Origin of the sequence: Peptoclostridium sp. AF21-18 (assembly GCF_003478825.1) — a bacterium.
Taxonomy (GTDB): domain Bacteria; phylum Bacillota; class Clostridia; order Peptostreptococcales; family Peptostreptococcaceae; genus Peptacetobacter.
Genome location: NZ_QUGE01000010.1, coordinates 42565 through 65191, shown reverse-complemented (window position 1 = coordinate 65191; position 22627 = coordinate 42565). Strand labels below are relative to the sequence as shown.

The window sequence follows — 22627 nt, the reverse complement described above, 5'->3', positions numbered from 1 at the left end:
GTGAGATAGTTTTTTTACTATCTCACAAAGTTCAACAAATTGGGACCCCATCACGCGTGTTTTAACTACAACAAAACTGTTTTTCGCTTACGCGTCGAAGCCTGGAGAAGAGTTTGTCTATATCTCATATGCTTCGCATAGTGACAAAGTTTTTGGTAAATTTTAATTTATTCGCTCTTTTCACTCTAGTAAATCTATAAAAATTATGCCAACAAAAAAGGCTATTGCAAAATTGCAACAGCCTATTTATACTTTTACTCTTCTATTTGTCCATTGACGTCAGGTATTTTTAATTTTTCAGGATCTATTTTTGGAGATTTATCAACAAGTCCAGCAGAAGGGATTGCATCTCCTTCTTTCATAGATTTATCTGGATGTTTTAATATTTTATCTCCTGGTTCAAGGTTTGTAACTATCTTAGTCACATTCTTTCCTGTTTTAACAATAGTAACTTCCTGTTTTTTAAGTATTCCATCAAGATCTTTCATTACATAAGCAGAATCTCCACTCTTTAATACTGCAGTTGTAGGAACTTTGTATTCATTAGATACTATTTCAAGGTCAGCATCTACGTGGAATCCATTTACTAGACCTTCCTGATCTTCAAAAGATATATCTACTTCGTAATAAGATAAATTATCTTTCATTTCTTTTGTCTTAGCAGTAGTTGGTCTATCAGAAACATAGCTTATTCTACCAGTCATTTTTTTATCAGAAGAATTTACTTTTATACTTACAGTCTGATCTACCTGAACTTTTTCTAAATCGTCTTCGCTAACATATCCCTTCATAAAGAACTCGTTACTTACAAGAGATATAAAAGATGTACTCATATCAGTAGAGTTCTGGTCGTTTATGTATACCTTTCCAGCAAATGGAGCAGTGTTTTTAACGTATGCACTACTGTTTAATGCTGATATCTGCGCTTCTACAGAAGAAATCTGAGTATTTATAGAAGCAATAGCATCATTATTTACATTGTCTTTATTGTTTTTACTTAAACGAGATTTCTGAGAGTTTAAACTAGTTAACTGAGATTTTAAAACATTTATCTGCTCTATAACAGAGTTGTCCTTAGTAGTAAAAAGTAAATCTCCATCGTTTACTTCCTGCCCATTTTCAACACTTATATCGCTTAAAGAGTTGTTTTCTGGGTTAGCATACTGTTTTGACTCTCTAGGAGTAACCATACCGTTTATGTCTATATTTTCATAAGCTGGTATTTTATAAATTTCGTATTTTTCCCGAATCTTCTGTTCTTCCTTAGTTCTTCTTACGTAGTCAGTTCCAACCATAAATCCTGCAGCAAGTAGTATCACAACCACAACAGCAGTTCCTTTTTTATGGTTCTTTATGAAATTTCCAAATCCTTTAAATCCGGATATAATAGCATTTTTAATTTTTCCAAAGAAACCTTTAATTTTTGCCATAGTTTCCTCCTTTCATATAATACAATCAAAATATAATTAAAAACCATAATACTATTATAATGAAACTAGTATGTATAAGTCAAAGGTATTTATCAAATTATAGATTTAATTTTATAGTTTTTAAATTTTACAAGCAAAATAATAATGACACTTCAACCTAAAAATTATTGTTAAATATTAAATATAATGAGATAATAATATTAAAGAATTATCAGAAAATTGTGTTTGATATTTCATTCTATTTATATTATATGTCACTTGAATAGAAATTATACAATTTTCAATAAAAAAATAAAAAGAGGTGATTTTTATGGCTAAGAGAAACAAAAATACAAAAGATAACTTACAGAAAAGTTCTTTTTCAAGAGCAATTATAAAAACGAAGAAAGTTAATTTATATATATTTTTTATTGGGCTTGTTTTTAATGCTATATTTGCTATGATTGCAAATAATCTAGCTATTTCAAAGAACGATGGAGTGATGTTGCTTACTTGTACAGTCATGGAAATCATCATTACAGTAGTGCTTACTTACGGAATTATAAAATACTATAGAAGAAAAATAATTTTAACTAATGAGGGAGTTGAGTATATCCCAACATTTGGTAAAAGGAAAAATTATTTATATAGAGAGATAGGATTTGTACAGCTAGATAAAATGAACGATGAAAATTATACTATTTTTTCTAAAGAAGGAAAGAAAATAGCTTCATTTAATAACGGATACGAGGGAATTGAAGAAGCAATAATTGCTTTTAAGGGCAATGGCGTTGAGATAAAGGAAAAAGAAAATGGAAAGTTCGATAATTGGATTTTAAATACAAGAAATAAAATTGAGAAAAATAGAGAAGATGAGATAAAACATATAAAGAGAAAGGATAGACTAGCTCAGATAAATAAAGAAAAAGAAATGATAAGAAAGCTAAATATAGCGATGTGGGTTATTTCTATAGTAGCTTTATTCTTAGGAACTCGTATAAGAAATATTGTTTGGTCTGCAGAACTTCTTTTTATCTGGGGGCTTTATATATATCTATATCCTAAAATGGTCGTTGAATTACCAACTAAGACAAAGGATGGGAGAGAGTTCCACTACGAGATTCCATATGCATCTGCCATTATAGCCTTATTTATGCTATATAATTTACCTAAATTAAATTATGTAAATCATAGCGAGATTAAATTTGGAGTGATTTACTTTTTAATATTATTCTCAATTTATATGATAATGCTAAAAAAACGCAAAATAAGAGAAAAGACTGGCAAAATGGCTACTGTCGCATTAGCAATGCTTTTGATAATAGTTTGTACTACTGATCATTTAAACAATGCACTTACATTTACACCAGAAAATCACGAAACTGTAATTGCACTTGAAAAAGATACCAGTAGATCAGCAAAGGGACTTAGACGTTACTATGCTGATGTAGTGATAGACGGTAAAAAAGAAAATGCATCTATTTCTGCAGCGATATACAATAGTCTAGAAAATTTACCAGAAACAGTAGTAAAATGTAATAGGAAAAGCATTTTTGGATGTGAGTATTATAAAATACATAGATAATTGATAAAAAGTAAAGTTATAAAGGTGAAGAAGTACAATTATAAATGTAAGAAAGTTAAATTGAGAAGTGAGGGGTAGAGTATGAATTTTAATGTTTTGTCAAATAGATACAAATCAGAAAGAAATGTTATGTATGCAAAGAGTGGGGCAGTGGCTACATCAAACCCACAGGCAGCCCAGGCAGGATTAGATATACTAAGAAAAGGTGGAAATGCAGTAGATGCTGCTGTTGCAACTGCTGCAGCACTTGCAGTTACTGAGCCTACAAGCAATGGGATTGGTGGAGATGCATATTCACTAGTTTGGATAGAATCTGAAAAGAAATTATACGGATTGAATTCTAGTGGTTTTGCACCAGAGCTTATGACAAAAGAAGCATATAAAGGACTTGAAAAAATGCCAAGACATGGATTTGGAGCAGTTACAGTTCCTGGAATTCCGGCTGCGTGGGCAGAGTTAAATAGAAAGTTTGGTAAGTTATCATTGTATGAATGTTTAAAACCGGCGATAGATTACGCAAGAGAAGGTTATATAGTTTATCCTAATGTTGCAAAACTTTGGGAGGAGTCTTTTGAAGATTATTCAAATGATTTAAAAGAGCTTGAAAAACTTCCTAAAGATAGAGTTAAGAAGGATGTAGAGGCTGAGCTTGTAGATAAAGAACTTTTAAAAGAATGGTTTGATACATTTACAATAGATGGAAAAGCTCCACAAGCAGGAGATATCTTTAAATGTGAAGCTCAAGCAAAAACTCTTGAAGAAATTGCAAATACTGGTTCAGAAAGTTTCTATAGAGGAAGGATTGCTGAATTAATAGATGAACATAGTAGAAAATTTGGTGGAATGATAAGAAAATCAGACCTAGAAAAATACCATCCTCAGTGGGTTGAACCTATAAGCACAAACTACAAGGGGTATGATATATGCGAAATTCCTCCAAATGGGCATGGAATAACAGTTTTAATTGCATTAAATATACTAAAAGAGTTGGAGTTAGATGAAGAAAAAGAGACTGTGGATAATATACACAAGATGATTGAGTGTATGAAGTTGGCATTTGCTGATTCTAAGAAGTACGTAACAGATCCTAAGAAAATGACTGTTTCTGTGGGTGCTATGTTAAATCAGGAATATGCTAAGAAGAGAAGTGAGCTAATAGGAGAAAAAGCAGTATTTCCAGAAGCTGGAGAGCCATTCTGTGGTGGTACGGTGTATATGTGCACAGCTGACAAAGATGGAAATATGGTATCTCATATACAGAGCAATTATATGAACTTTGGCTCAGGAGTCGTAATTCCAGGAACAGGAATCGCTCTTCACAATAGAGGAAACAATTTTAGCTTAGATGAAAATCACGATAATATTGTTGAGCCATTTAAAAAGCCATACCATACAATTATTCCAGGATTTATCAAACAAAATGGTGAAGCTGTTGGAGCATTTGGTGTAATGGGAGCATTTATGCAGCCTCAAGGTCAGTTCCAAGCAGTTACAAATTTAATTGACTTTGCAATGAATCCTCAAGAAGCGCTTGATGCACCTAGATGGCAGTGGATTGATGGTATGAAAATCGAGGTTGAGGACGATATGAAAGCTGGAATAGCAGAGGGTCTTAAAGAAAAAGGCCACGATGTTAAGGTTGTGTCTGATAAAATAAACATGGGTAGAGGGCAGATAATTCTAAAGAACGAAAAAGGTGGATATATCTGTGGAACAGAAAAAAGATGCGACGGACACGTTGCTGTTTATTAATAAATATTTATAGTGATTGATGTTAAATATGAAAACAATTTGCTTAATTGTTGTTATATATTAAGTTATATTGTAAAATATAATTTGATATTTTGTATATGTGGAGGGAAAAAATGGAAGAAAGAATATGCCCACTGTGTGGGACTAGCGATAAAATAGTAGAAATAGTAAGAGAAGGAAAGGTAAACGAAGAAATTGACAATCCATATAGATGTGAAGGTTGTGGCTGCGAATTTGGTAAAATATACGGATTTATGTACAATGCCATAAAAGAAGTAAGCCTAGCTGTAGAAAAAGACGGTCTATGCAGAAAAATAGTTATGGAAAAAAATATGGTTGGTGCTTGGATTAAAGAATTTGAAGGGCCTTCATTTGACAATATGGAACAGATTTCTGAAGATAAAATAAGAAGCTTAAAATATAGAAGATTTTTAAATAATGTTTTAAAATGCTATGTAATGAGTTGGAGAAATATAAACGAATATGCAGAAACTCATGAAGTAAAAAGAACTGACGTAAATTGGATACTTGAAATGAAAGAAACTGGAAGCAAAATAAGAAGATTCAACGGGTATCTATACGGAGAAGAAGGGAAACTAACAGAAAAAGGTGGAGAACCACTAAAAGGTGATACTGTATTACATGTAGAATCGAATATAGAAGTACCTTACTTCAATGACCTAGTAAAAACCATGGAAAAATTTACTTGCAAAAAAGTATTTAAATAGGGGTATATAAAAGGGTTGTAGTTTTTCAAGATTATTAACTGTACAGCTCAAATCACAAATAGTCTCATCTCCAGGCTTCGACGCCTCACACTTTTATGTAACACATTTATAAGTTGTGAGGCGTCTGTAGATTGTCGAATTTCGACTAATTTGTGACTTTGAGCTAAGCAGAATAAAAATCTATGAAAAAACTACAACCTCTTTTTATATACACATTTAAATACTTTTACAAGTTGCATAATGGGAAGAGAGGGTAAAAAGTTTTAACCAACTATCCAACTGTTCTTGTGTAGTAACCATTAAAGGTGTAAATTCAAAATTAAATTAAAAAATATATAAAATATGATTGTTTTATTGTGATATGAAAAAAGACTAGTTTAACCTTATGCGACAATTCTGCAAGCGCCCCACATCTGCTAAATGTGTTACTCTAACAGTGTGGGGCGCTGAAGCCTGGAGAGGAGATTGGATATTAATTTCGAGCATTAAAAAAGATGGCAACATAAAACATCCTGCGCCATCTTTATATATACATAAAATTATTTATTTAATTTGAATTTACTCTTTAATGGTACTATTCTATTAAATACCATTTTTGATTCAGTTGTGTATTTTGTGTCTACACTGAAGAATCCATTTCTGAAGAACTGGAATTTATCAAGAGGCTGAGCTCCTTTTAACTGAGTTTCTTCAACAAATCCTTCTAATACTTCAAGAGAATTAGGATTTATCTGATCTAAGAAGTCTTTTCCTTTGTTTTCTTCTATATCGTCAAGTATTAATGGTTCAAATAATCTAAATTCTGCTGGAACTGCTGTTTTGCTGTCTACCCAATGTATAGTAGATTTAACTTTACGTCCATCGTTGCTTTCTCCACCTTTTGTTTCTGGGTCGTAAGTACAGTGAACTTCTACAACATTTCCGTTTTCGTCTTTAACGCAGCCAGTACATTTTACGAAATATGCACCTTTAAGTCTAACTTCGTTTCCTGGGAATAATCTGAAGTATTTTTTAGCAGGTTCTTCCATGAAATCTTCCTGTTCTATGTATAATTCTTTAGAGAATGTAACTTTTCTCTTACCTTTTGTTTCGTCTTTAGCATGGTTTTCAACTTCAAGAACTTCTACCTGATCTTCTGGATAGTTGTCTATAACTAATTTAACAGGTCTTAAAACTGCCATTGCAAGAGGAGCTTTTGGCTGTAAGTCTTCTCTTAAGAAGAAGTCTAATAGCTGGCTATCTACAGTAGAGTCTGCTTTAGCAACACCTATTTCAGCACAGAAGTTTCTTATAGATTCTGGAGTGTATCCTCTTCTTCTAAGTCCAGATATTGTTGGTATTCTTGGATCGTCCCAACCATCAACTATGTTGTTATCAACAAGTAATTTTAATTTTCTCTTACTCATTACAGTGTTAGTCATGTTTAATCTAGCGAACTCTATCTGTCTTGGTACGCTTTCCATTTCACATTCTCTAACAACCCAGTCGTAAAGAGGTCTCTGTTCTTCAAATTCTAGAGTACATATAGAGTGAGTTATTCCTTCTATAGCATCTTCTAGTGGGTGAGCAAATGAGTACATTGGGTATATACACCATTTATCTCCTGTGTTGTGGTGAGTTGCATGAGCTATTCTGTATATAACAGGATCTCTGAAGTTGATGTTAGGGCTAGACATATCTATTTTAGCTCTAAGAACTTTTTCTCCATCAGCAAATTCACCGTTTTTCATTCTTTCAAATAAATCTAAGTTTTCTTCTACAGATCTATTTCTGTAAGGACTTTCTTTACCTGGTTCAGTAAGTGTTCCTCTATATTCTCTTATCTGGTCAGCGTTTAAATCACATACGAATGCTTTACCTTTTTTGATTAATAAAACCGCTCTGTTGTACATTTCTTCAAAGTAATCAGAAGCGAAGAATAAATTGTCCCAGTTAAATCCTAACCAGTTTACGTCATTTTTTATTGAGTCTACATATTCTACATCTTCTTTTGTAGGGTTAGTATCGTCAAATCTCATATTAACCTTACCAGCGAATTCTTTAGCAAGACCAAAGTTTAGGCATATACTTTTTGCGTGTCCTATGTGTAAGTATCCGTTTGGTTCTGGTGGGAAACGAGTAACTATACTTTTATGTTTTCCTGTTTCTAAATCATCAATGATTATATTTTTTATAAAGTTAGATGATACTGTTTCATTTGCCATATTATTATTCCTCCAAAGCATATATTTTGAATTTCTATTTATTAAAATCGCTCAATAGAATAGAAAAATCCAGTTTAATTTTATTTATAATATACATTAATTTTAATCTAATATATGAAAAAAATAAAGAGGATAAGAAGAATTTATGATATTTTTTGAAACTAATTGCTGTAATTTAGAATTAAAAATATCTTCTGAGTACATAGAAAACGTTTTGGGTATAAATAAAATATGATAAAAATTAGAAATAAATTTAAAAAAGATGTATAATGAAAAAAAGAAATTAATACATAAAAACAATTTTAGTAAAACTAATAAAGAGAGAGTGATTTTTATGAAGAAATTTTTAAAAATTTTGGTTGGACTTCTTGTAGTGGTAGTCTTGGCACTTGGAGGGCTTTTCTACGCATTGCAGCCAGAAGGGGGAATGCAATGGGATACTACAGGAAACAGAGAAATAACTAAAGAAGATATTATAAAGATGGGAATACTGCAAAGCCTTAAATTCAACAAAGAAACAGAAAGCTTTGAAGGAAGCATAAATTTAACAGCAGAGGACATAAGCAACATAGTTTATACATTTATGAAAAATTATGAAGACGATATGATGCCTAACGATATAAAAATAGAAGATAATAAATTGATGGTAACTGTTCCTGTTGAGATAGAGTTTATTAAAACTAAAGCTACAGTAAGTGTAGTGCCATCTGTAGAAGACGGAGCATTAGTTGTCAATGTGGACAATGTTAAGGTTGGTAAAATAAATATTCATGGTGGTCTACTTGGAAAGATAATGGCATCACAGCAGAATGAAATTCCATTTGAAATAAGAGATAGATCAATTATAATTCCTAAAGAAACATTAAAACCTATAAATCTTACAGGAATAAAGATTGAAAACAACGAAATAAAAGCTGATATGCGGATTACTTTAAAGGATGCAATTCAGTATGCTTATGACATATTAGTTCAATATGGAAACTCTTTAAAACCAGCAGCATAGTATAAAAATCTAAAGAATTAATAAAAAACGGCTTGAGATAGTAAAATAACTACTCAAACCGTTTTTTTATATGATATAATCTTTTCTAAGGATTCAAAATAAAATTAAAAAGAAAGAGGATTGAAAGGAGATAAAATGAAGAATTTTAAGTCATACGCTATTTCATTTATAATAACTGCGGTGTATGCGTTTGTAAAATTGCCAGTGCTTAGAGTAGATTTCACATCTTTATACTATGTGCTAGCGATGTTCTTTGTAATCGCTGGAATACTTAACATAGTATTTGACAGAGAAGAACAGAGATTTACAATTACAAACAAAAGGAATTTTAAAATAGCTATAGGTATTTTAGCAATTGCAGTTGTTTTACCGACTTTAGCATCTACACCAATTATAAGAGCTAAGGCATACAGAAACTTACTTGGGACTGTCAAAGAAAGTGAATTTACAAAGGATGTCAGCCCTGTAAATGTAAATGAGATAAGAATAGTCGATGAAGATATGGCTATGAAACTAGGAGATAAAAAATTAGGTGAAGTACCAGCAATAGGGAGTGTATCTAAACTAGGTGAATTCCACATACAGAAAGTAAAGGATAAACTTTACTGGGTAGCACCTCTAGTTCATAGAGATTTTATAAAATGGGTAACAAATATGAGTGGTACAAATGGATACGTTATGGTATCTGCAAATGACCCTCAAGACGTTAAACTTGTTCAGAAAGCAAATGGAGAAGATGTAAAAATAGTATATCAGCCAGATGCGTACATACTTCAGGATTTACATAGACACGTTTATATAAATGGTGGTATGAGTAAAGGTATGGCAGATTATACATTAGAAATAGACGACAATGGTAAACCATATTGGGTAGTTTCTCTTTATGAACATAAAGTAGGATTTGGTGGAGCTAATGTAAATGGAACTGCTATAGTTGATACGAAAACAGGAGAAACTAAATTCTACTCTATAAAAGATACTCCAGAATGGGTAGATAGAATTCAGCCAGAAAGTTTTGTAGTTGATCAGATAAACAGTTGGGGAGTTTATGTAAATGGATTTATAAACTCAGTAATATCTGAAAAAGGTGTATTAAAAGCTACAGAAGGAACATCTTTAGTATACGGTGACGACGACAGATCATACTGGTACACAGGAATAACTTCAGCAGGTGGAGATGAATCTACTATAGGATTTATGCTTGTCGACTCAAGAACTAAAGAAGCAAAACTTTATAAACAGCCAGGTGCAACTGAAATGGCTGCCATGAAATCTGCAGAAGGTAGTGTTCAGGAAAAGAACTATGAAGCAACATTCCCAGTTATGTACAATATATTAGGACAGCCAACATATGTATCATCACTAAAAGATAAGGCTGGTCTTGTTAAGAGAGTTGTATTCGTATCTGTTGAGGACTACAACATAGTTGGAGTAGGACGGGATAAGGCTGAAGCTATGAAGAACTACAAAGATGCATTAGAATCTGGTGGAAGCAGCTTAGAAATAGACGAATCTGATGAATTTGATAAAGAGCTAGAAGGTACTGTTAAGAGAATTGCTGCAGATACTAAAAATGGCAATACAGTATATTATCTGACTTTAGACACAGATGAAGGAAATATATTCTATGCAACTTCTAAAATTTCTAAAGAATTACCTCTTACTAAAGAAGGAGATAAAATAAAAATTACATTCTCTAAAGATGAAAAAGATGTTATAGAAATAGATGAGTTTGACAACTATAATATAGGTAAACCTGCTGAGCAGAAAGAAGAAGCTAAGCCAAAAGATAAAAAATCAGAAGAGAATACAGCCGATAAAAAAGAGAATAAAGACAAGGAAACTACGGATAAAGTAGAAACAAAAGAACAATAAAAATATGATACTGCTATAAAAACATTTCGATATGTTTTATAGCAGTATTTTTTTATTATGAAAAATTAAAAACTTTATAGCTAAAAATAAAATTATATAGATTTAAAGCAAAACTGTAAAAATAGTTTAGTTTATAAATAAAAATAGTATATAGATTATATTTATATAAGTAATTGAAGTGTATAGATACAATCTATTTTATTTTTTGCACAAATTATAATAATCTATATATTGTAGCATAATAAAATAAGGGGGGTATTTTTTTATGAATACTAAAAAATTGACATTTAGTGCTATGTGTGTTGTTGTAAACCTTGTATTAGGAACTGTTATGGGTATGATACAGATACCACTTCTATTCCTTGATACTATAGGTACTATACTTGGTGCAGTTGTACTTGGACCATTATGGGGTGCTTTAATAGGTGGATGTAGTAACCTTGTACTAGGTGTTATATCAGATCCTACAAACATACCATTCGCACTAGTAAATATAGCTACAGGTCTTATAGTAGGATTTATAGCTAAAAAAGGAAACTTTGGTTACAAAAAAGCTATCATAACAGGTATCATACTTGCTGTAGTTTGTCCTATGATAGGAACACCTATATCAGTTTATATGTTCGGTGGACTTAGCGGAAGTGGAGCTGACTTATTAGTTGGAGCACTTTTACAGGCAGGACAGCAGATATTCACAGCAGCATTTATACCAAGAATATTAAGTAATATAGTTGATAAACCATTATCTTGTTTATTAGTTGTATTATTTATATCTAAAATGCCTAAGAATTTCCTTGCTCAGTTTAAATCACAGGAAAACTAAAGCTGGCGAGGAGTTTATAAAATCCCAAATAAATCTTTGCAAGCTAAAAAAGAGTCATCTTATATACGTTAAAAACGTTTTGAGAAGGCTCTTTTTTGTTGTAAAATCTAATTATGTAGAAATTTAAAAATTAAAATTTTTTGGAGGTAATAAATTATGAAGGATATTATACTTGTATCTCATTGTATGTTAAATACTTTCTCTAAGGTAGAAAGTTTTGGAGAAGAAGAAGGAAGAGAAGAAGCTAGAAGAAAGGTAATGAAAACAATTATAGAAAATGGAATTGGGATAATTCAGCTACCATGTCCAGAGCTTATAATGTATGGAACAAAGAGATGGGGACACGTTAAAGACCAGTTTGACACACCTTATTTCAGAAACGTATGTAGATGTGAATTTGAAATATACTTACAGCAGCTACAGGAATATATAAACAACGGCTACAATATAATAGGAATATTAGGTATAGATGGAAGTCCATCTTGTGGAGTAGACCTTACTTGTGTTGGAGATTGGAGAGGAGAAATAGGAAGTAATCCAAATCTTAGACAGACAATAGACAGCATAAAATATGTAGGAGAAATGGGAGTACTTATGGACGAAATTTCAAAAATACTTTCTGAAAATGGAATAGAATTAGAAATGTTCGGATTCCAGACAGAAACAGCGGATAAAATCTGTGAAAGAATAGAAAACGCTGTCAAATAAAAAAATAATAAAAAATAAGGTGTAATAAATATTTTTTACATAAATTTTAAAATTTTCAGAAAAAAAGTTGCAATATTGGAAATAATATGTTTTAATATACTTATCAAAAAAAACAGAATAATAAACCAAGGTAGAGGCGCTATTGTTCAATAGTATCTAGAGGAGTTGGCAGACGTTGAATTTAGAGAAAGGGGATATAGCCGAAGATAGAATGTATGGCAATAATTCTTTCTGGGCCTGTATATAACATATGCAGGACTGTCGCTTTAATAAGTGTTGAGCTACAAGGTTACTTTGTATGAATACAGCGGTTCAAAGTTTCCTTTGGACCGTTTTTTTATTAGAAATAAAGTAAAGGGCGATATATTTGGCAAAATTATAGAAATTTGCAAAAGGTTTTTATTATTCATTAGGAGGTAAAAGAATGAGTGTAGTTGTACAGAAATACGGTGGAAGCTCTGTTGCCGACACTGACAAAATTAGAGCAATAGCAGAGGGAATAATAGAAAGAAAGAAAACTGATCCTAACATAGTAGTAGTTGTTTCAGCTATGGGAAAAACTACTGATGGATATATAAATATGGCTAAATCAGTAACAGATAAACCTTGTAAAAGAGAACTAGATGCTCTTTTATCAACTGGTGAAATGATATCAGCTTCAATGCTTGCCATAACTTTAGAAGCTCTAGGCTGCAAAGCTATAAGCTACAATGCTTACCAGTTAGACATACATACTAGTGGAAATCATGGAAAATCATTAATAGATGATATAAATGTTGATAGAATACAGGAAAGTTTAGATGAGGGATATGTAGTAGTAGTTACTGGATTCCAGGGAATTAATGACGAAGGAGATATCACTACTCTAGGAAGAGGAGGATCTGATACTTCAGCGGTTGCATTAGCAGTTAAATTAAACGGAAAATGTGAAATATATACAGACGTAGATGGAGTGTACTTCACAGATCCAAGAGCATATGCAGATGCTAAAAAACTTGATGAAATAGAATACGAAGAAATGCTAGAACTTGCAAGCTTAGGTGCAAAAGTTATGCATTCAAGAAGTATAGAACTTGCTCAGAAATATGGAGTAGAAGTATATGTAGGACGTACATGTGGAACAGTAAAAGGAACATACATAAGAGGAGGAAAAAACATGAAATTAGAAGATAAAGTAATAACAGGAATAGCAACAAGTGATGCAGATAGCTCAATAACAATAAAAGAATTAGATATGGACAACGTATCAGCTCTATTTGAAGATATAGCAAATAAATCTATAAGCGTGGATATGATAAGCCAGACAGCTCCAATAGACGGAAAATTAAACGTATCATTCACTATACCAAAAGATGAAGTAGATGAATGTATAGAATTAGCTAAAAAATACACTTCAGATGAAAATATAGCTGTAGACAACGATATAACTAAATTCTCATTAGTAGGACTTGGAATGAAACACACTTCTGGTGTTGCTTCAAAGGTATTTAGAATATTCAAAGAAAACAATATAAGAGTAAAATTAATAACAACATCAGAAATAAGAATAACTTGCGCAATAAATACTTCAGACAAAGAAGTAGCTATACAGAAAATGTGCGAAGAATTTAATGTATAAGATAAATTGAAAGAAAGTAGGGAATAGGATATGAAACTTCATGGGAGTATGGAAATAAAAAACGACGAACTTTATATTGGTGGTGTAAATTGCCTAGATATGGTAAAAGAATACAAAACACCTCTTTATGTATTTGACGAGCAGCTTATAAGAGATAATTGTAGAGAATACAGAAAATATTTTAAAGCTGAAGAAAATGGAAATAGAGTGGCATACGCAGGTAAGGCATTTTTACCAGGGTATATGTGCAGACTTATAAAAGAAGAAAAGATGTGTCTTGATGTAGTATCTGGCGGGGAATTATACACAGCTCATAAATCAGGATTCCCAATGGAGAACATATTCTTCCATGGAAACAATAAAACAAGAGAAGAAGTTGAGATGGGTGTAGAATATGGAGTTGGAAAATTTGTAGTTGATAACTTCTATGAATTAGATTTATTAGAAGAAATTTGCGAAAGAGAAGATAAAGTACAGGAAATATACTTTAGAATAACTCCTGGTATAGAAGCTCATACTCACGAGTATATAAAAACAGGACAGATAGATTCAAAATTCGGATTTGCACTTGTAAATGGAGATTTATACAATGCAATCGAAAAATTAAAAGAGTACAAAAGAGTTAAATTAGTTGGACTTCATGCACATATAGGTTCTCAGATATTTGAGCTTGAACCATTCCTTGATGAAGTAGATGTTATGATGAAACTTGTTAAGGAAATAAAAGAAAACTACGGTATAGAGTTAACAGATGTAGATTTAGGTGGTGGAGTTGGTGTTTATTACACTGAAGAAGATAAACCAAGAGCTATAAAAGATTTCTGTGAGTCTATAATTGAAAGAGCAGAAAAAACTTGTGCTGAGTTAGGTATGGAAGTTCCTCACCTTGTTATAGAGCCAGGTAGATCTGTAATAGCAAATGCAGGAAGTACTCTATACACAATAGGTTCAATAAAAGATATTAAAGATGTTAGAGTGTATGTAAGTGTTGACGGTGGTATGACTGATAATATCAGACCATCTCTATATCATGCAGGATACGAATGTAGTATCGTAAATAAGATGAATGGAGATACAGAAAATAGAGTAACTATCGCTGGAAAATGCTGCGAAAGTGGAGATATCCTTATAAATAATGTTGCAATTTCTGAGATAGAAAGTGGCGATATTTTAATTACTACATCAACAGGAGCTTATGGATATTCAATGGCTTCAAACTATAACAAAATACAGAAACCAGCTGTAATAGCTGTAAAAAATGGTGAAATAACACCAGTATGTAGAAGACAAACATTCGAAGATGTACTTGCTTTAGAATTATAAAACTTAGGGCTGTTGTAAATTGCAACAGCCTTTTTTAGAATAATCTTTTATGAATTTACTATCTGTATAAGAGCGGGTAAATCAAAATTGGCTAAACCTGTGTTATTATGAGGAGCATATGAGATATAGACAAACTTTTCTCCAGGCTTCGACGTGCGTGTAGGTAAATTATTTTGTTGTAATTAAAACCCACGTCTGCAGATTGTCGAGAGAGTTTTGTCTATATAACTCATATGCTAAATACTATCAATATTTTAGCCAATTTTGATTTATACCGCTCTTTTTAAGTTAGTAAATTCATAAAAGATTATGGCTAATAAAATGGGCTTGTTGCAAGTTTGCAAGTAGCCCTAATTTTTTATAATTCTGAAGCTGCGTACATCGAGCATGAAGAATGAGAATAATAAAGGTAAAGACATATATGTAAAGATATGTTAAAATTATATTGAATAAGTAGGAGGGATATTATGAAATTTAAAATAAAATTGATTGCGCTTAGTATGGTTATGGCTCTTAGTTTGACTGCGTGTAAGTCTGATGATGGTTCTGAGCTTTTTAATGATGGTCAGATAGCTTTAGAGAAGCATGAGTACAAGACTGCGATGCAGAAGTTTTCTGATGTACTTGAAGGCGATAGTGAGAATAAGGTTGCCAGAGATATGTACGGTCAGGCAATGAGAATGTTAAGAGTTGAAGAATATGAGAGCGATGAAGAGTATGAAAAGGCATTAAAGGAAATAGAAAAGATTCTTCGGTTAAAGAATGGTTCTTCAAAGATAAAGAAGGAAGCTGAGCAGAAGAAGGCTGAGCTAGAAAAATTGGTTGAGAATTTAAATGCTGAGAGAGAAGAGAGAAAGCAGAATGCAAAGGAAGCTGCTAAAAATAATAAAGGTCAGGTAGAGTCTGATGCGCTTCACTCAAATGCAACACATCCAAACGCTAATAAACCAGAAAAACCAAGTGATAATAGTAGTTCTGGAGGAAGTTCTTCAGGAAACTCTTCAAGTGGAAATGGTGGAAGCAGCAATAATAGCGGAAACAGTGGAAATCAGTCAGGAGGAAGTTCTTCAGGTGGTTCTTCTAATGAAGGAGGATCTTCAGGAGGAAATTCATCAGGAGGTTCTTCAGGTGGTGGAGAAAGCTCTGGAGGAGAATCAGCAGAATAGAAGATATAAGTTAGAAAGGAATTAAAATGAGAATAAATAAATACATAGCTTCGTGTGGAGTTGCTTCAAGAAGAAAGGCAGAAGAGCTTATAATTTCTGGGAGAGTAACAATAAATGGCGAGCTAATAACTGAATTATCTACAACAGTAGATGAAACAAAAGATATAGTAGAGGTCGATGGAGTGGCTATAAATCAGGAAGAAAAGAAGGTGTACATACTTCTTAACAAGCCTGAGGGATATATAACAACTGTAAAAGATCAGTTTGATAGACCAAGTGTGCTTGATATATTAAAGGATGTAGATGAGAGAGTTTACCCAGTTGGTAGACTTGACTACGAAACAAGTGGGCTTTTAATCCTTACAAACGATGGGGATTTAACTTACAAACTTACTCATCCTAAGCATGAGGTTGAAAAGACTTATTTAGCAATGGTAAATGGTATAATCACTCCTGAGGAGAAAAGACGTTTTGAAAACGGATTACAGATAGAGGATTACACAACTGCAAAGGCTAAGTTAAAAATCGTGAAGGTGAACGAGGAAAAGAATTATTCAGTTTGTAAGATTACTATTCACGAAGGAAGAAATAGACAGGTTAGAAAAATGTGCAAGGCTATAAATCATCCAGTGAGAAATCTTAGAAGAATCCAGATGGGAAGAATAAATATAAGAGGACTTGAAGTTGGAGAATATAGAAACCTAACTGATGAAGAAGTGGCATACTTAAAAAGTGTAAAATAAATTACTAGCTAAAAAAGACACAGTTCAGATTGGTGGAATGAAGTTTACAATAGACTTCGATTAATAAAAATTTATAAAAATAAACAGAAATTTATAAAAGGGGCTTTTTTTAAAGTCCCTTTTTCTATAGAAGTATTGATTAAATAAATGAATTAAATTTTAAATAAAGTAGATTAAATAATTGTATTAAATGTTTAAGTTGGTTATAATATAATGTGGAAAAAATAAAAAGATAAAGTGAAGTGATTATACACAACGACTTTTGTTATTGTAGTTTTTTACGAAAAGAGATGGATATATGAAAAAGAGAAATAATTTTGACAATGTAAACAATATCGCCAAGATGTACATTAAAGAGGTCATTGGAGAAGGCGATATTTGTATAGATGCAACTATGGGGAATGGATACGATACTGTATTTTTAGCTGAGTTAGTTGGCGAAAATGGCAAGGTTTATGCTTTTGATGTTCAGGAAGAGGCGATAAAATCTACTGAAAAGAAAGTTAAAAAGCTTGAGTTTGAGGATAGGGTAGAGCTTATTTTAGATGGACACGAAAATATAAGCAACTATGTTAAAGGCAGCATCAAGTGTGCAGTGTTTAATTTAGGGTATCTGCCAAGATGCGAGCATAGGATAATAACTAAGCCAGATACAACTATAGAGGCTATAAAGCAGTCGGTGGCATTGCTTGAGGAAAATGGAGTGGTTTGCATTTCAATCTATACAGGTCATGAGGGTGGAATGGAAGAAAGAAATGCAGTATTTGATTACGCAGCAAATTTAGATCAAAAGGAGTATAATGTGTTTGAATCTAAGTTTATAAATCAAAAGAATAACCCGCCATCTATAATATTAATAGAAAAGAAAAAACAAGTATAAAGAAAAGTTTCCAAAAAATAAAAATATGACAAAAAAATTGCACTTACATATTAAAAATAAGTGGATAAAGTGTTATAATATGGTAGAGAAATGAATCTTTATATATGCTCGATGTCAATATACAGAAAATTTGAATATATGTATATTGAGCTGCATTCTTAATAAAAATAAAGATATAGGGTAAAAGGAGAAAGAAAAAATGGATGAAACATTAAAAGACAGTAAAAAGCTTATCTCAGATATACAGACACAGTATACTAGATTAAGTAAAGGTCAGAAGTTAATAGCACAGTATATACTAAATAATTACGACAAGGTTGCATTTATGACTGCCTGCAAATTGGGGGAAACTGTCGGAGTTAGTGAATCAACAGTTGTAAGGTTTGCAAATGCACTAGGATATTCAGGATATCCTAAACTACAGGCAGCTTTACAGGAATTAATAAAAAATAAATTGACTACAGTTCAGAGGGTTGAAATGGCAAACGACTACTCTGATGAAAATACAATACTTAACAAAATCCTAAAAGGGGATATAGACAACATAAGAGAAACTCTTGAAGAAATAGATGGAGAAGCATTCCAGGAAGCTGTTTCTAGATTATTAAAAGCTAGAAAAATATACATACTTGGAATGAGAACATCATTTGTTGTTGCTCAGTATTTAGGATTCTACTTAGGAATAATACTAGACAATGTTCATACTGTAAGAATGGACATGGGGGATGCATTTGAGCAGATAGTAAGAATTGGTGAAGATGATGTTGTAATAGCATTTAGTTTCCCAAGATATTCTAAAAAATCATTCCAGCTAGTAAAATATGCTAAGGAAAAAGGAGCAAAGGTAATATCTATAACAGATAGTTTATTTGCGCCAATAGCTTCAGTATCTGACAATACGTTAATAGTTAAGAGTAATATGGCGTCATTTGTCGACTCACTAGTTCCTGCAATGAGTGTGGCAAATGCACTAGCAGTAGCAGTAGGTATGAAGGAAAAAGAAGATATAAAAGAACATTTCGACGATTTAGAGCAGATGTGGGATAAATACGGAATGTTTGAATAAGAAATTTATATAAATTTTGGAGGTAGTGATATGAAGAATTTTGACTATAATATTCCTACAAGAGTACATTTTGGTAAAGGACAGATATCTAAGTTAAGAGGTGAAGTTAAAAACTTTGGACACAATGTTCTTCTTGTATACGGTGGAAATAGTATTAAAAGAAATGGAATTTACGACCAGGTTATGGAACAGTTAAATGATTCTGATATCAATGTATTTGAGCTTTCTGGAATTGCTCCAAACCCAAGAATAGACTCTGCTAGAGATGGTGTTAAACTATGTAAGGAATGTAAGATAGATGTAGTACTTGCAGTTGGTGGAGGTAGCGTAATCGACTGTAGTAAGCTTATAGCAGCTGGAGCGTTTTACGATGGAGATCCTTGGGATTTAGTGCTAAAAAGCTCTCTTATAAAAGAAGCACTTCCAATAATATCAGTACTTACTCTTTCAGCAACAGGTTCAGAAATGGACGGATTTGCTGTTATATCTAATATGGAAACAAATGATAAATTAGGTATGGGTGGAAAAATTTTAAAACCTAGAGTATCAATACTTGATCCTGAATACACATACACAGTGCCTGCAAACCAGACAGCTGCTGGAACTGCAGATATAATGAGCCACATTATAGAAACATATTTCCACGATGTTGAAGGTGCTTATTTACAGGATAGATTCGCTGAATCACTATTAAAAACTTGTATAGAATTTGGACCAATAGCTGTTAAGGAGCCAGAAAACTATGATGCAAGAGCAAACTTAATGTGGGCTAGCTCTCATGCAATAAATGGTATGATTTCTTACGGAACAGATGTGGGTTGGTCAGTTCATCCAATGGAACACGAATTAAGTGCATACTATGATATAACTCATGGTGTTGGACTTGCAATCCTTACTCCAAGATGGATGAAACACATATTAAGCGACAAAACTGTAGGTAAATTTGTCGATTACGGTGTTAATGTATGGGGAATTGATTCTTCACTAGATAAATTTGAGATAGCTAATATGGCTATTGAAAAGACTTATGATTTCTTCGCAAGTATAGGAATACCAATGAATTTAAGAGAAGTTGGTATAGATGAAGAAAACTTAGAAGTTATGGCTGAATTTGCATCTAAAAGAGGTGCAAAATATGGATACGTATCTCTAAGTAAAGAAGATGTATTAGAAATATATAAAATGAGTTTATAGGATAAGGGAAAAGGATTGATAAGCATCAACGCTCCAGGCAATCGAGTTGCATTGTCGCTGTTGATTGCTTATTCAGTCCTTTTTTTACTGCTAATAAACTCGTTTTATATATGGGAAGGAAATAAATATTTTCTCAAACTATGAAAAAAGAAAAATTTCATATATAATTAGATATGAAAGGAAGTGGATCATTTTGGAAAAAGAAAAAGAAAGTTTAAGACTAGGATTTAGCGATGTTTTTATTCTAATAATAGGATGTATTATGATGGCGATTTCGCTAAATTTATTCTTCAATCCTTATGGAATTGCATCTGGTGGGATAACTGGGCTTGCAGTTGTTCTTAATATGCTTTTTGGAATTCCTCTATGGATTGTTAACCTTGTTCTAAACGTACCGCTATTTATCGCAGCGTACAAGATTTTGAGCAAGAGAGACTGTATCAAAACAGTACTAGGAATAATATTATTAACAGTTGCGTTAAAGGTGACTGAGAGTATGTCTTCAATATTCATAACAGAGGACATTTACCTAATTATAATACTCGGTTCAATACTTATGGGTATCGGGCAGGGGTTAATCCTTAGAATAAGTGGTTCTACAGGTGGTACAGACTTAATGGCTTTATTAATTAATAAGGTGTTCCCAACATTGAGTATACCAATTCTTTTAGGAATTATAGACTGTGCAGTAATCGTTATGTCAGGATTTGCAACAGGTCAGATAGAAATAGCACTGTATTCTTCTGTTTCTTTATACATAATTATAAAGGTTAGCGACCTTATGATAGAAGGATTCAACTATTCTAAGTCATTTATGATTATTTCTGATCATTCAAAGGAAATCACAGACAAGATAATGGAAGAGTTAGACAGAGGTGCGACTTTCCTTAAAGGTGAAGGTGCGTACACTGGTGCTGATAAAAATGTTATTTTGGTTGTAGTTGAGAAGAAAGAGGTTGTTGCGCTAAAAAGGCTTGTAAGAGAAGTCGATCCTAAAGCATTTATAATAATAACTGATATACATGAAGCATTAGGTAATGGATTTAAACCGGTAACAGCAGAATAAGATTAATATTTTTGTTATAGGAGGCTTTTGAGGAAGTCTCCTTTTTGGTGCTTGGAAAAAATATATCTCCTTCTCTCCAGGCAGTCGAGCTGCATTGTCGAGTGCGGAGATATATTTAATTTCCAAGCAAAGAAAGTAAACTTAGCAAAAGCCTCTATGTAATAAAAATATTAATCTTTTTCTTAGCTGTTACCTTGTTTAAAGTAGAGAATGGAGAATAGGATTGCACATTCAACACATTATATGCCCTATTGATGTAAAACCTATTTACAATACTTTTTTGTGATTCTATAATGAAGGAAAGTATTGGAAAGGGGTGATTTTTATTAAAGTTAAAAGGGAGACTATTTGCGAGGATACGTTGTATATTATTCGTGAGTATTATAAATTAAATACAGAGCCATTGTTTTCTGTTCTTGCTAAAGATTGTGTTTGGCTAAGTATTGGAAATCTTTTGGCTTTTGGAGCAGAGGCAGTAAAGTCTTGGTTTAAGGATGGATTTATCATGCCACCTTTCGATTTAGAGGAGCCTGAATTTTATAGAATTGAAACTGGAAATGAAGATCAGCTCATGGTGCTTGGGGAGTATATGCTATATGCAGATGAAGCATCTAAAATGATTTGTATAGAAAAGCAGCGTGCGACATTCTGCTATAGAAGAGAAGGCGACGAGTATAAACTATACCATATGCACGTTTCTAATGAATATAATGAACTTGTTGGGGATGAGATTTTCCCTGTGCAGGTTACTCGTCAAACATATCAGTATGTGCAGAGTCTATTAAAGGAAAGTGGAAGATCTAAAGGATGTAAGATTTCTGTAAAGGAAAATGGTGGTATAAGCTTTATTGATTGCGAGATGATAGAGTATGTGGAGGCTGTTGAAAGAGAATGTGTTTTACATATGGTTAATGGGGATAGGCAAGTTCAGACACCTATGGGTGAGATAGAGAAAGATTTGCCATCTCATTTTTATAGATTGCATAGAAGTTATTATATAAATTGTCACTATGTTTCGAGAATTGAGAGATATAAGTTGACGCTTGTTACAGGGGAAGAGCTACCTATACCTAAAATGAGGTATATGCAGATTCGAGAAGATATAAAGGCGATTTTAGAAAAAAAGAATAGTAGGGATTAATTTAGCAAGTGATAAACTTTGCTTGATGTTAAGTATTAAGTAAAGCTCTAAATCATATATCCTAAAAGAAATAGTTGTCATTTATGTAGCAGCTATTTTTTTATTTTCAAAAGTTTATTTAGTAAATAAATGGTTATTTAAAATAAACGTGAAGCGAGGATTTAACAAAAATTGCACATTCAACACATTATATGCCCTATCGATGTAAAACCTATTTACAAGTTTTTTTCGTAAATTTATAATATAGAAAAACATTAAAATATTTGAAAATATAATGTATTTATAAAGGGTAGTAGAGAAATAAAAAGGGGTTGATTTATATGGTGTTATTTGAAAGAATGTT

General features: G+C 32.3%; 18 protein-coding genes and 1 riboswitch. Of the genes, 16 read left to right on the top strand and 2 right to left on the bottom strand.

Annotation, left to right across the window (positions count from 1 at the left end; translation table 11 throughout):
* Nucleotides 1-254: 254 nt before the first annotated feature.
* Nucleotides 255-1430 (bottom strand): efflux RND transporter periplasmic adaptor subunit, encoded by a 1176-nt coding sequence (locus DWX74_RS06240; RefSeq protein ID WP_118549203.1) that lies wholly within the window; start codon nucleotides 1428-1430, stop codon nucleotides 255-257.
* A gap of 310 nt (nucleotides 1431-1740) precedes the next feature.
* Between DWX74_RS06240 and DWX74_RS06235 the strand changes: the two genes are divergently transcribed.
* The 3 genes from DWX74_RS06235 (at nucleotide 1741) to DWX74_RS06225 (ending at nucleotide 5474) form a co-directional block, all read left to right on the top strand.
* Complete coding sequence (locus DWX74_RS06235) at nucleotides 1741-2994, top strand: hypothetical protein (protein WP_118549202.1); 1254 nt, start codon at nucleotides 1741-1743, stop codon at nucleotides 2992-2994.
* 81 nt (nucleotides 2995-3075) lie between these two features.
* Nucleotides 3076-4746 carry a gamma-glutamyltransferase family protein gene (locus DWX74_RS06230; protein ID WP_118549201.1) on the top strand — a complete coding sequence of 557 codons (1671 nt, stop codon included), beginning with the start codon at nucleotides 3076-3078 and terminating at the stop codon, nucleotides 4744-4746.
* Between the two features lie 113 nt (nucleotides 4747-4859).
* Nucleotides 4860-5474, top strand: coding sequence for a hypothetical protein (locus tag DWX74_RS06225; protein WP_118549200.1), 615 nt, complete (start codon nucleotides 4860-4862; stop codon nucleotides 5472-5474).
* Between the two features lie 539 nt (nucleotides 5475-6013).
* Here DWX74_RS06225 and DWX74_RS06220 read toward each other — a convergent pair.
* Complete coding sequence (locus tag DWX74_RS06220) at nucleotides 6014-7678, bottom strand: glutamine--tRNA ligase/YqeY domain fusion protein (RefSeq protein WP_118549199.1); 1665 nt, start codon at nucleotides 7676-7678, stop codon at nucleotides 6014-6016.
* Nucleotides 7679-8012: 334 nt separating this feature from the next.
* Here DWX74_RS06220 and DWX74_RS06215 point away from each other — a divergent pair, with 334 nt between their 5' ends.
* The 13 genes from DWX74_RS06215 to DWX74_RS06155 all read left to right on the top strand — a co-directional run bounded on the left by DWX74_RS06215 (nucleotide 8013) and on the right by DWX74_RS06155 (nucleotide 22284).
* The gene (locus DWX74_RS06215) at nucleotides 8013-8681 is read left to right on the top strand and encodes a hypothetical protein (RefSeq protein ID WP_118549198.1); all 669 of its coding nucleotides are present in this window, start codon (nucleotides 8013-8015) and stop codon (nucleotides 8679-8681) included.
* A 135-nt stretch (nucleotides 8682-8816) separates the two neighbouring features.
* Nucleotides 8817-10556, top strand: a complete 1740-nt coding sequence (locus DWX74_RS06210) for a hypothetical protein (protein WP_118549197.1) — start codon at nucleotides 8817-8819, stop codon at nucleotides 10554-10556.
* Nucleotides 10557-10821: 265 nt separating this feature from the next.
* Complete coding sequence (locus DWX74_RS06205) at nucleotides 10822-11379, top strand: CD3073 family putative ECF transporter S component (protein ID WP_118549196.1); 558 nt, start codon at nucleotides 10822-10824, stop codon at nucleotides 11377-11379.
* 156 nt (nucleotides 11380-11535) lie between these two features.
* The gene (locus DWX74_RS06200) at nucleotides 11536-12087 is read left to right on the top strand and encodes a CD3072 family TudS-related putative desulfidase (protein WP_118549195.1); all 552 of its coding nucleotides are present in this window, start codon (nucleotides 11536-11538) and stop codon (nucleotides 12085-12087) included.
* Between the two features lie 123 nt (nucleotides 12088-12210).
* Nucleotides 12211-12379, top strand: a riboswitch (Lysine riboswitch).
* Nucleotides 12380-12511: 132 nt separating this feature from the next.
* Nucleotides 12512-13705: an aspartate kinase gene (locus DWX74_RS06195; protein WP_118549194.1), complete on the top strand. Its 1194-nt coding sequence runs from the start codon at nucleotides 12512-12514 to the stop codon at nucleotides 13703-13705.
* Nucleotides 13706-13735: 30 nt separating this feature from the next.
* On the top strand, nucleotides 13736-15028 hold the full coding sequence (gene lysA, locus DWX74_RS06190) for a diaminopimelate decarboxylase (RefSeq protein WP_118549193.1): 1293 nt from the start codon (nucleotides 13736-13738) through the stop codon (nucleotides 15026-15028).
* 467 nt (nucleotides 15029-15495) lie between these two features.
* A complete protein-coding gene (locus DWX74_RS11195) occupies nucleotides 15496-16194 on the top strand; it encodes a hypothetical protein (RefSeq protein WP_199647584.1) in 699 nt (232 codons plus the stop codon).
* Nucleotides 16195-16220: 26 nt separating this feature from the next.
* Entirely contained in the window at nucleotides 16221-16937 is a 717-nt protein-coding gene (locus DWX74_RS06180) for a pseudouridine synthase (RefSeq protein ID WP_118549192.1), read from the top strand.
* A gap of 298 nt (nucleotides 16938-17235) precedes the next feature.
* Nucleotides 17236-17817, top strand: a complete 582-nt coding sequence (locus DWX74_RS06175; protein ID WP_118549191.1) for a tRNA (mnm(5)s(2)U34)-methyltransferase — start codon at nucleotides 17236-17238, stop codon at nucleotides 17815-17817.
* Between the two features lie 199 nt (nucleotides 17818-18016).
* Entirely contained in the window at nucleotides 18017-18883 is an 867-nt protein-coding gene (locus DWX74_RS06170) for a MurR/RpiR family transcriptional regulator (RefSeq protein WP_118549190.1), read from the top strand.
* A gap of 30 nt (nucleotides 18884-18913) precedes the next feature.
* A complete protein-coding gene (locus DWX74_RS06165; protein ID WP_118549189.1) occupies nucleotides 18914-20077 on the top strand; it encodes an iron-containing alcohol dehydrogenase in 1164 nt (387 codons plus the stop codon).
* Between the two features lie 193 nt (nucleotides 20078-20270).
* Nucleotides 20271-21143, top strand: coding sequence for a YitT family protein (locus DWX74_RS06160; RefSeq protein ID WP_006440317.1), 873 nt, complete (start codon nucleotides 20271-20273; stop codon nucleotides 21141-21143).
* A 361-nt stretch (nucleotides 21144-21504) separates the two neighbouring features.
* The gene (locus DWX74_RS06155) at nucleotides 21505-22284 is read left to right on the top strand and encodes a LytTR family DNA-binding domain-containing protein (protein ID WP_158573241.1); all 780 of its coding nucleotides are present in this window, start codon (nucleotides 21505-21507) and stop codon (nucleotides 22282-22284) included.
* Nucleotides 22285-22627: the final 343 nt, after the last annotated feature.

Bases quoted from the DNA above. Each gene is read 5' to 3' on its own strand.
- DWX74_RS06200 (WP_118549195.1), top strand. From the start codon at position 11,536: ATGAAGGATATTATACTTGTATCTCATTGTATGTTAAATACTTTCTCT.
- DWX74_RS06220 (WP_118549199.1), bottom strand. From the start codon at position 7,678: ATGGCAAATGAAACAGTATCATCTAACTTTATAAAAAATATAATCATT.
- DWX74_RS06195 (WP_118549194.1), top strand. From the start codon at position 12,512: ATGAGTGTAGTTGTACAGAAATACGGTGGAAGCTCTGTTGCCGACACT.
- DWX74_RS06215 (WP_118549198.1), top strand. From the start codon at position 8,013: ATGAAGAAATTTTTAAAAATTTTGGTTGGACTTCTTGTAGTGGTAGTC.
- DWX74_RS06175 (WP_118549191.1), top strand. From the start codon at position 17,236: ATGAAAAAGAGAAATAATTTTGACAATGTAAACAATATCGCCAAGATG.
- DWX74_RS06240 (WP_118549203.1), bottom strand. From the start codon at position 1,430: ATGGCAAAAATTAAAGGTTTCTTTGGAAAAATTAAAAATGCTATTATA.
- DWX74_RS06170 (WP_118549190.1), top strand. From the start codon at position 18,017: ATGGATGAAACATTAAAAGACAGTAAAAAGCTTATCTCAGATATACAG.
- lysA (WP_118549193.1), top strand. From the start codon at position 13,736: ATGAAACTTCATGGGAGTATGGAAATAAAAAACGACGAACTTTATATT.
- DWX74_RS06225 (WP_118549200.1), top strand. From the start codon at position 4,860: ATGGAAGAAAGAATATGCCCACTGTGTGGGACTAGCGATAAAATAGTA.
- DWX74_RS06165 (WP_118549189.1), top strand. From the start codon at position 18,914: ATGAAGAATTTTGACTATAATATTCCTACAAGAGTACATTTTGGTAAA.
- DWX74_RS06230 (WP_118549201.1), top strand. From the start codon at position 3,076: ATGAATTTTAATGTTTTGTCAAATAGATACAAATCAGAAAGAAATGTT.
- DWX74_RS06180 (WP_118549192.1), top strand. From the start codon at position 16,221: ATGAGAATAAATAAATACATAGCTTCGTGTGGAGTTGCTTCAAGAAGA.
- DWX74_RS06235 (WP_118549202.1), top strand. From the start codon at position 1,741: ATGGCTAAGAGAAACAAAAATACAAAAGATAACTTACAGAAAAGTTCT.
- DWX74_RS11195 (WP_199647584.1), top strand. From the start codon at position 15,496: ATGAAATTTAAAATAAAATTGATTGCGCTTAGTATGGTTATGGCTCTT.
- DWX74_RS06210 (WP_118549197.1), top strand. From the start codon at position 8,817: ATGAAGAATTTTAAGTCATACGCTATTTCATTTATAATAACTGCGGTG.
- DWX74_RS06205 (WP_118549196.1), top strand. From the start codon at position 10,822: ATGAATACTAAAAAATTGACATTTAGTGCTATGTGTGTTGTTGTAAAC.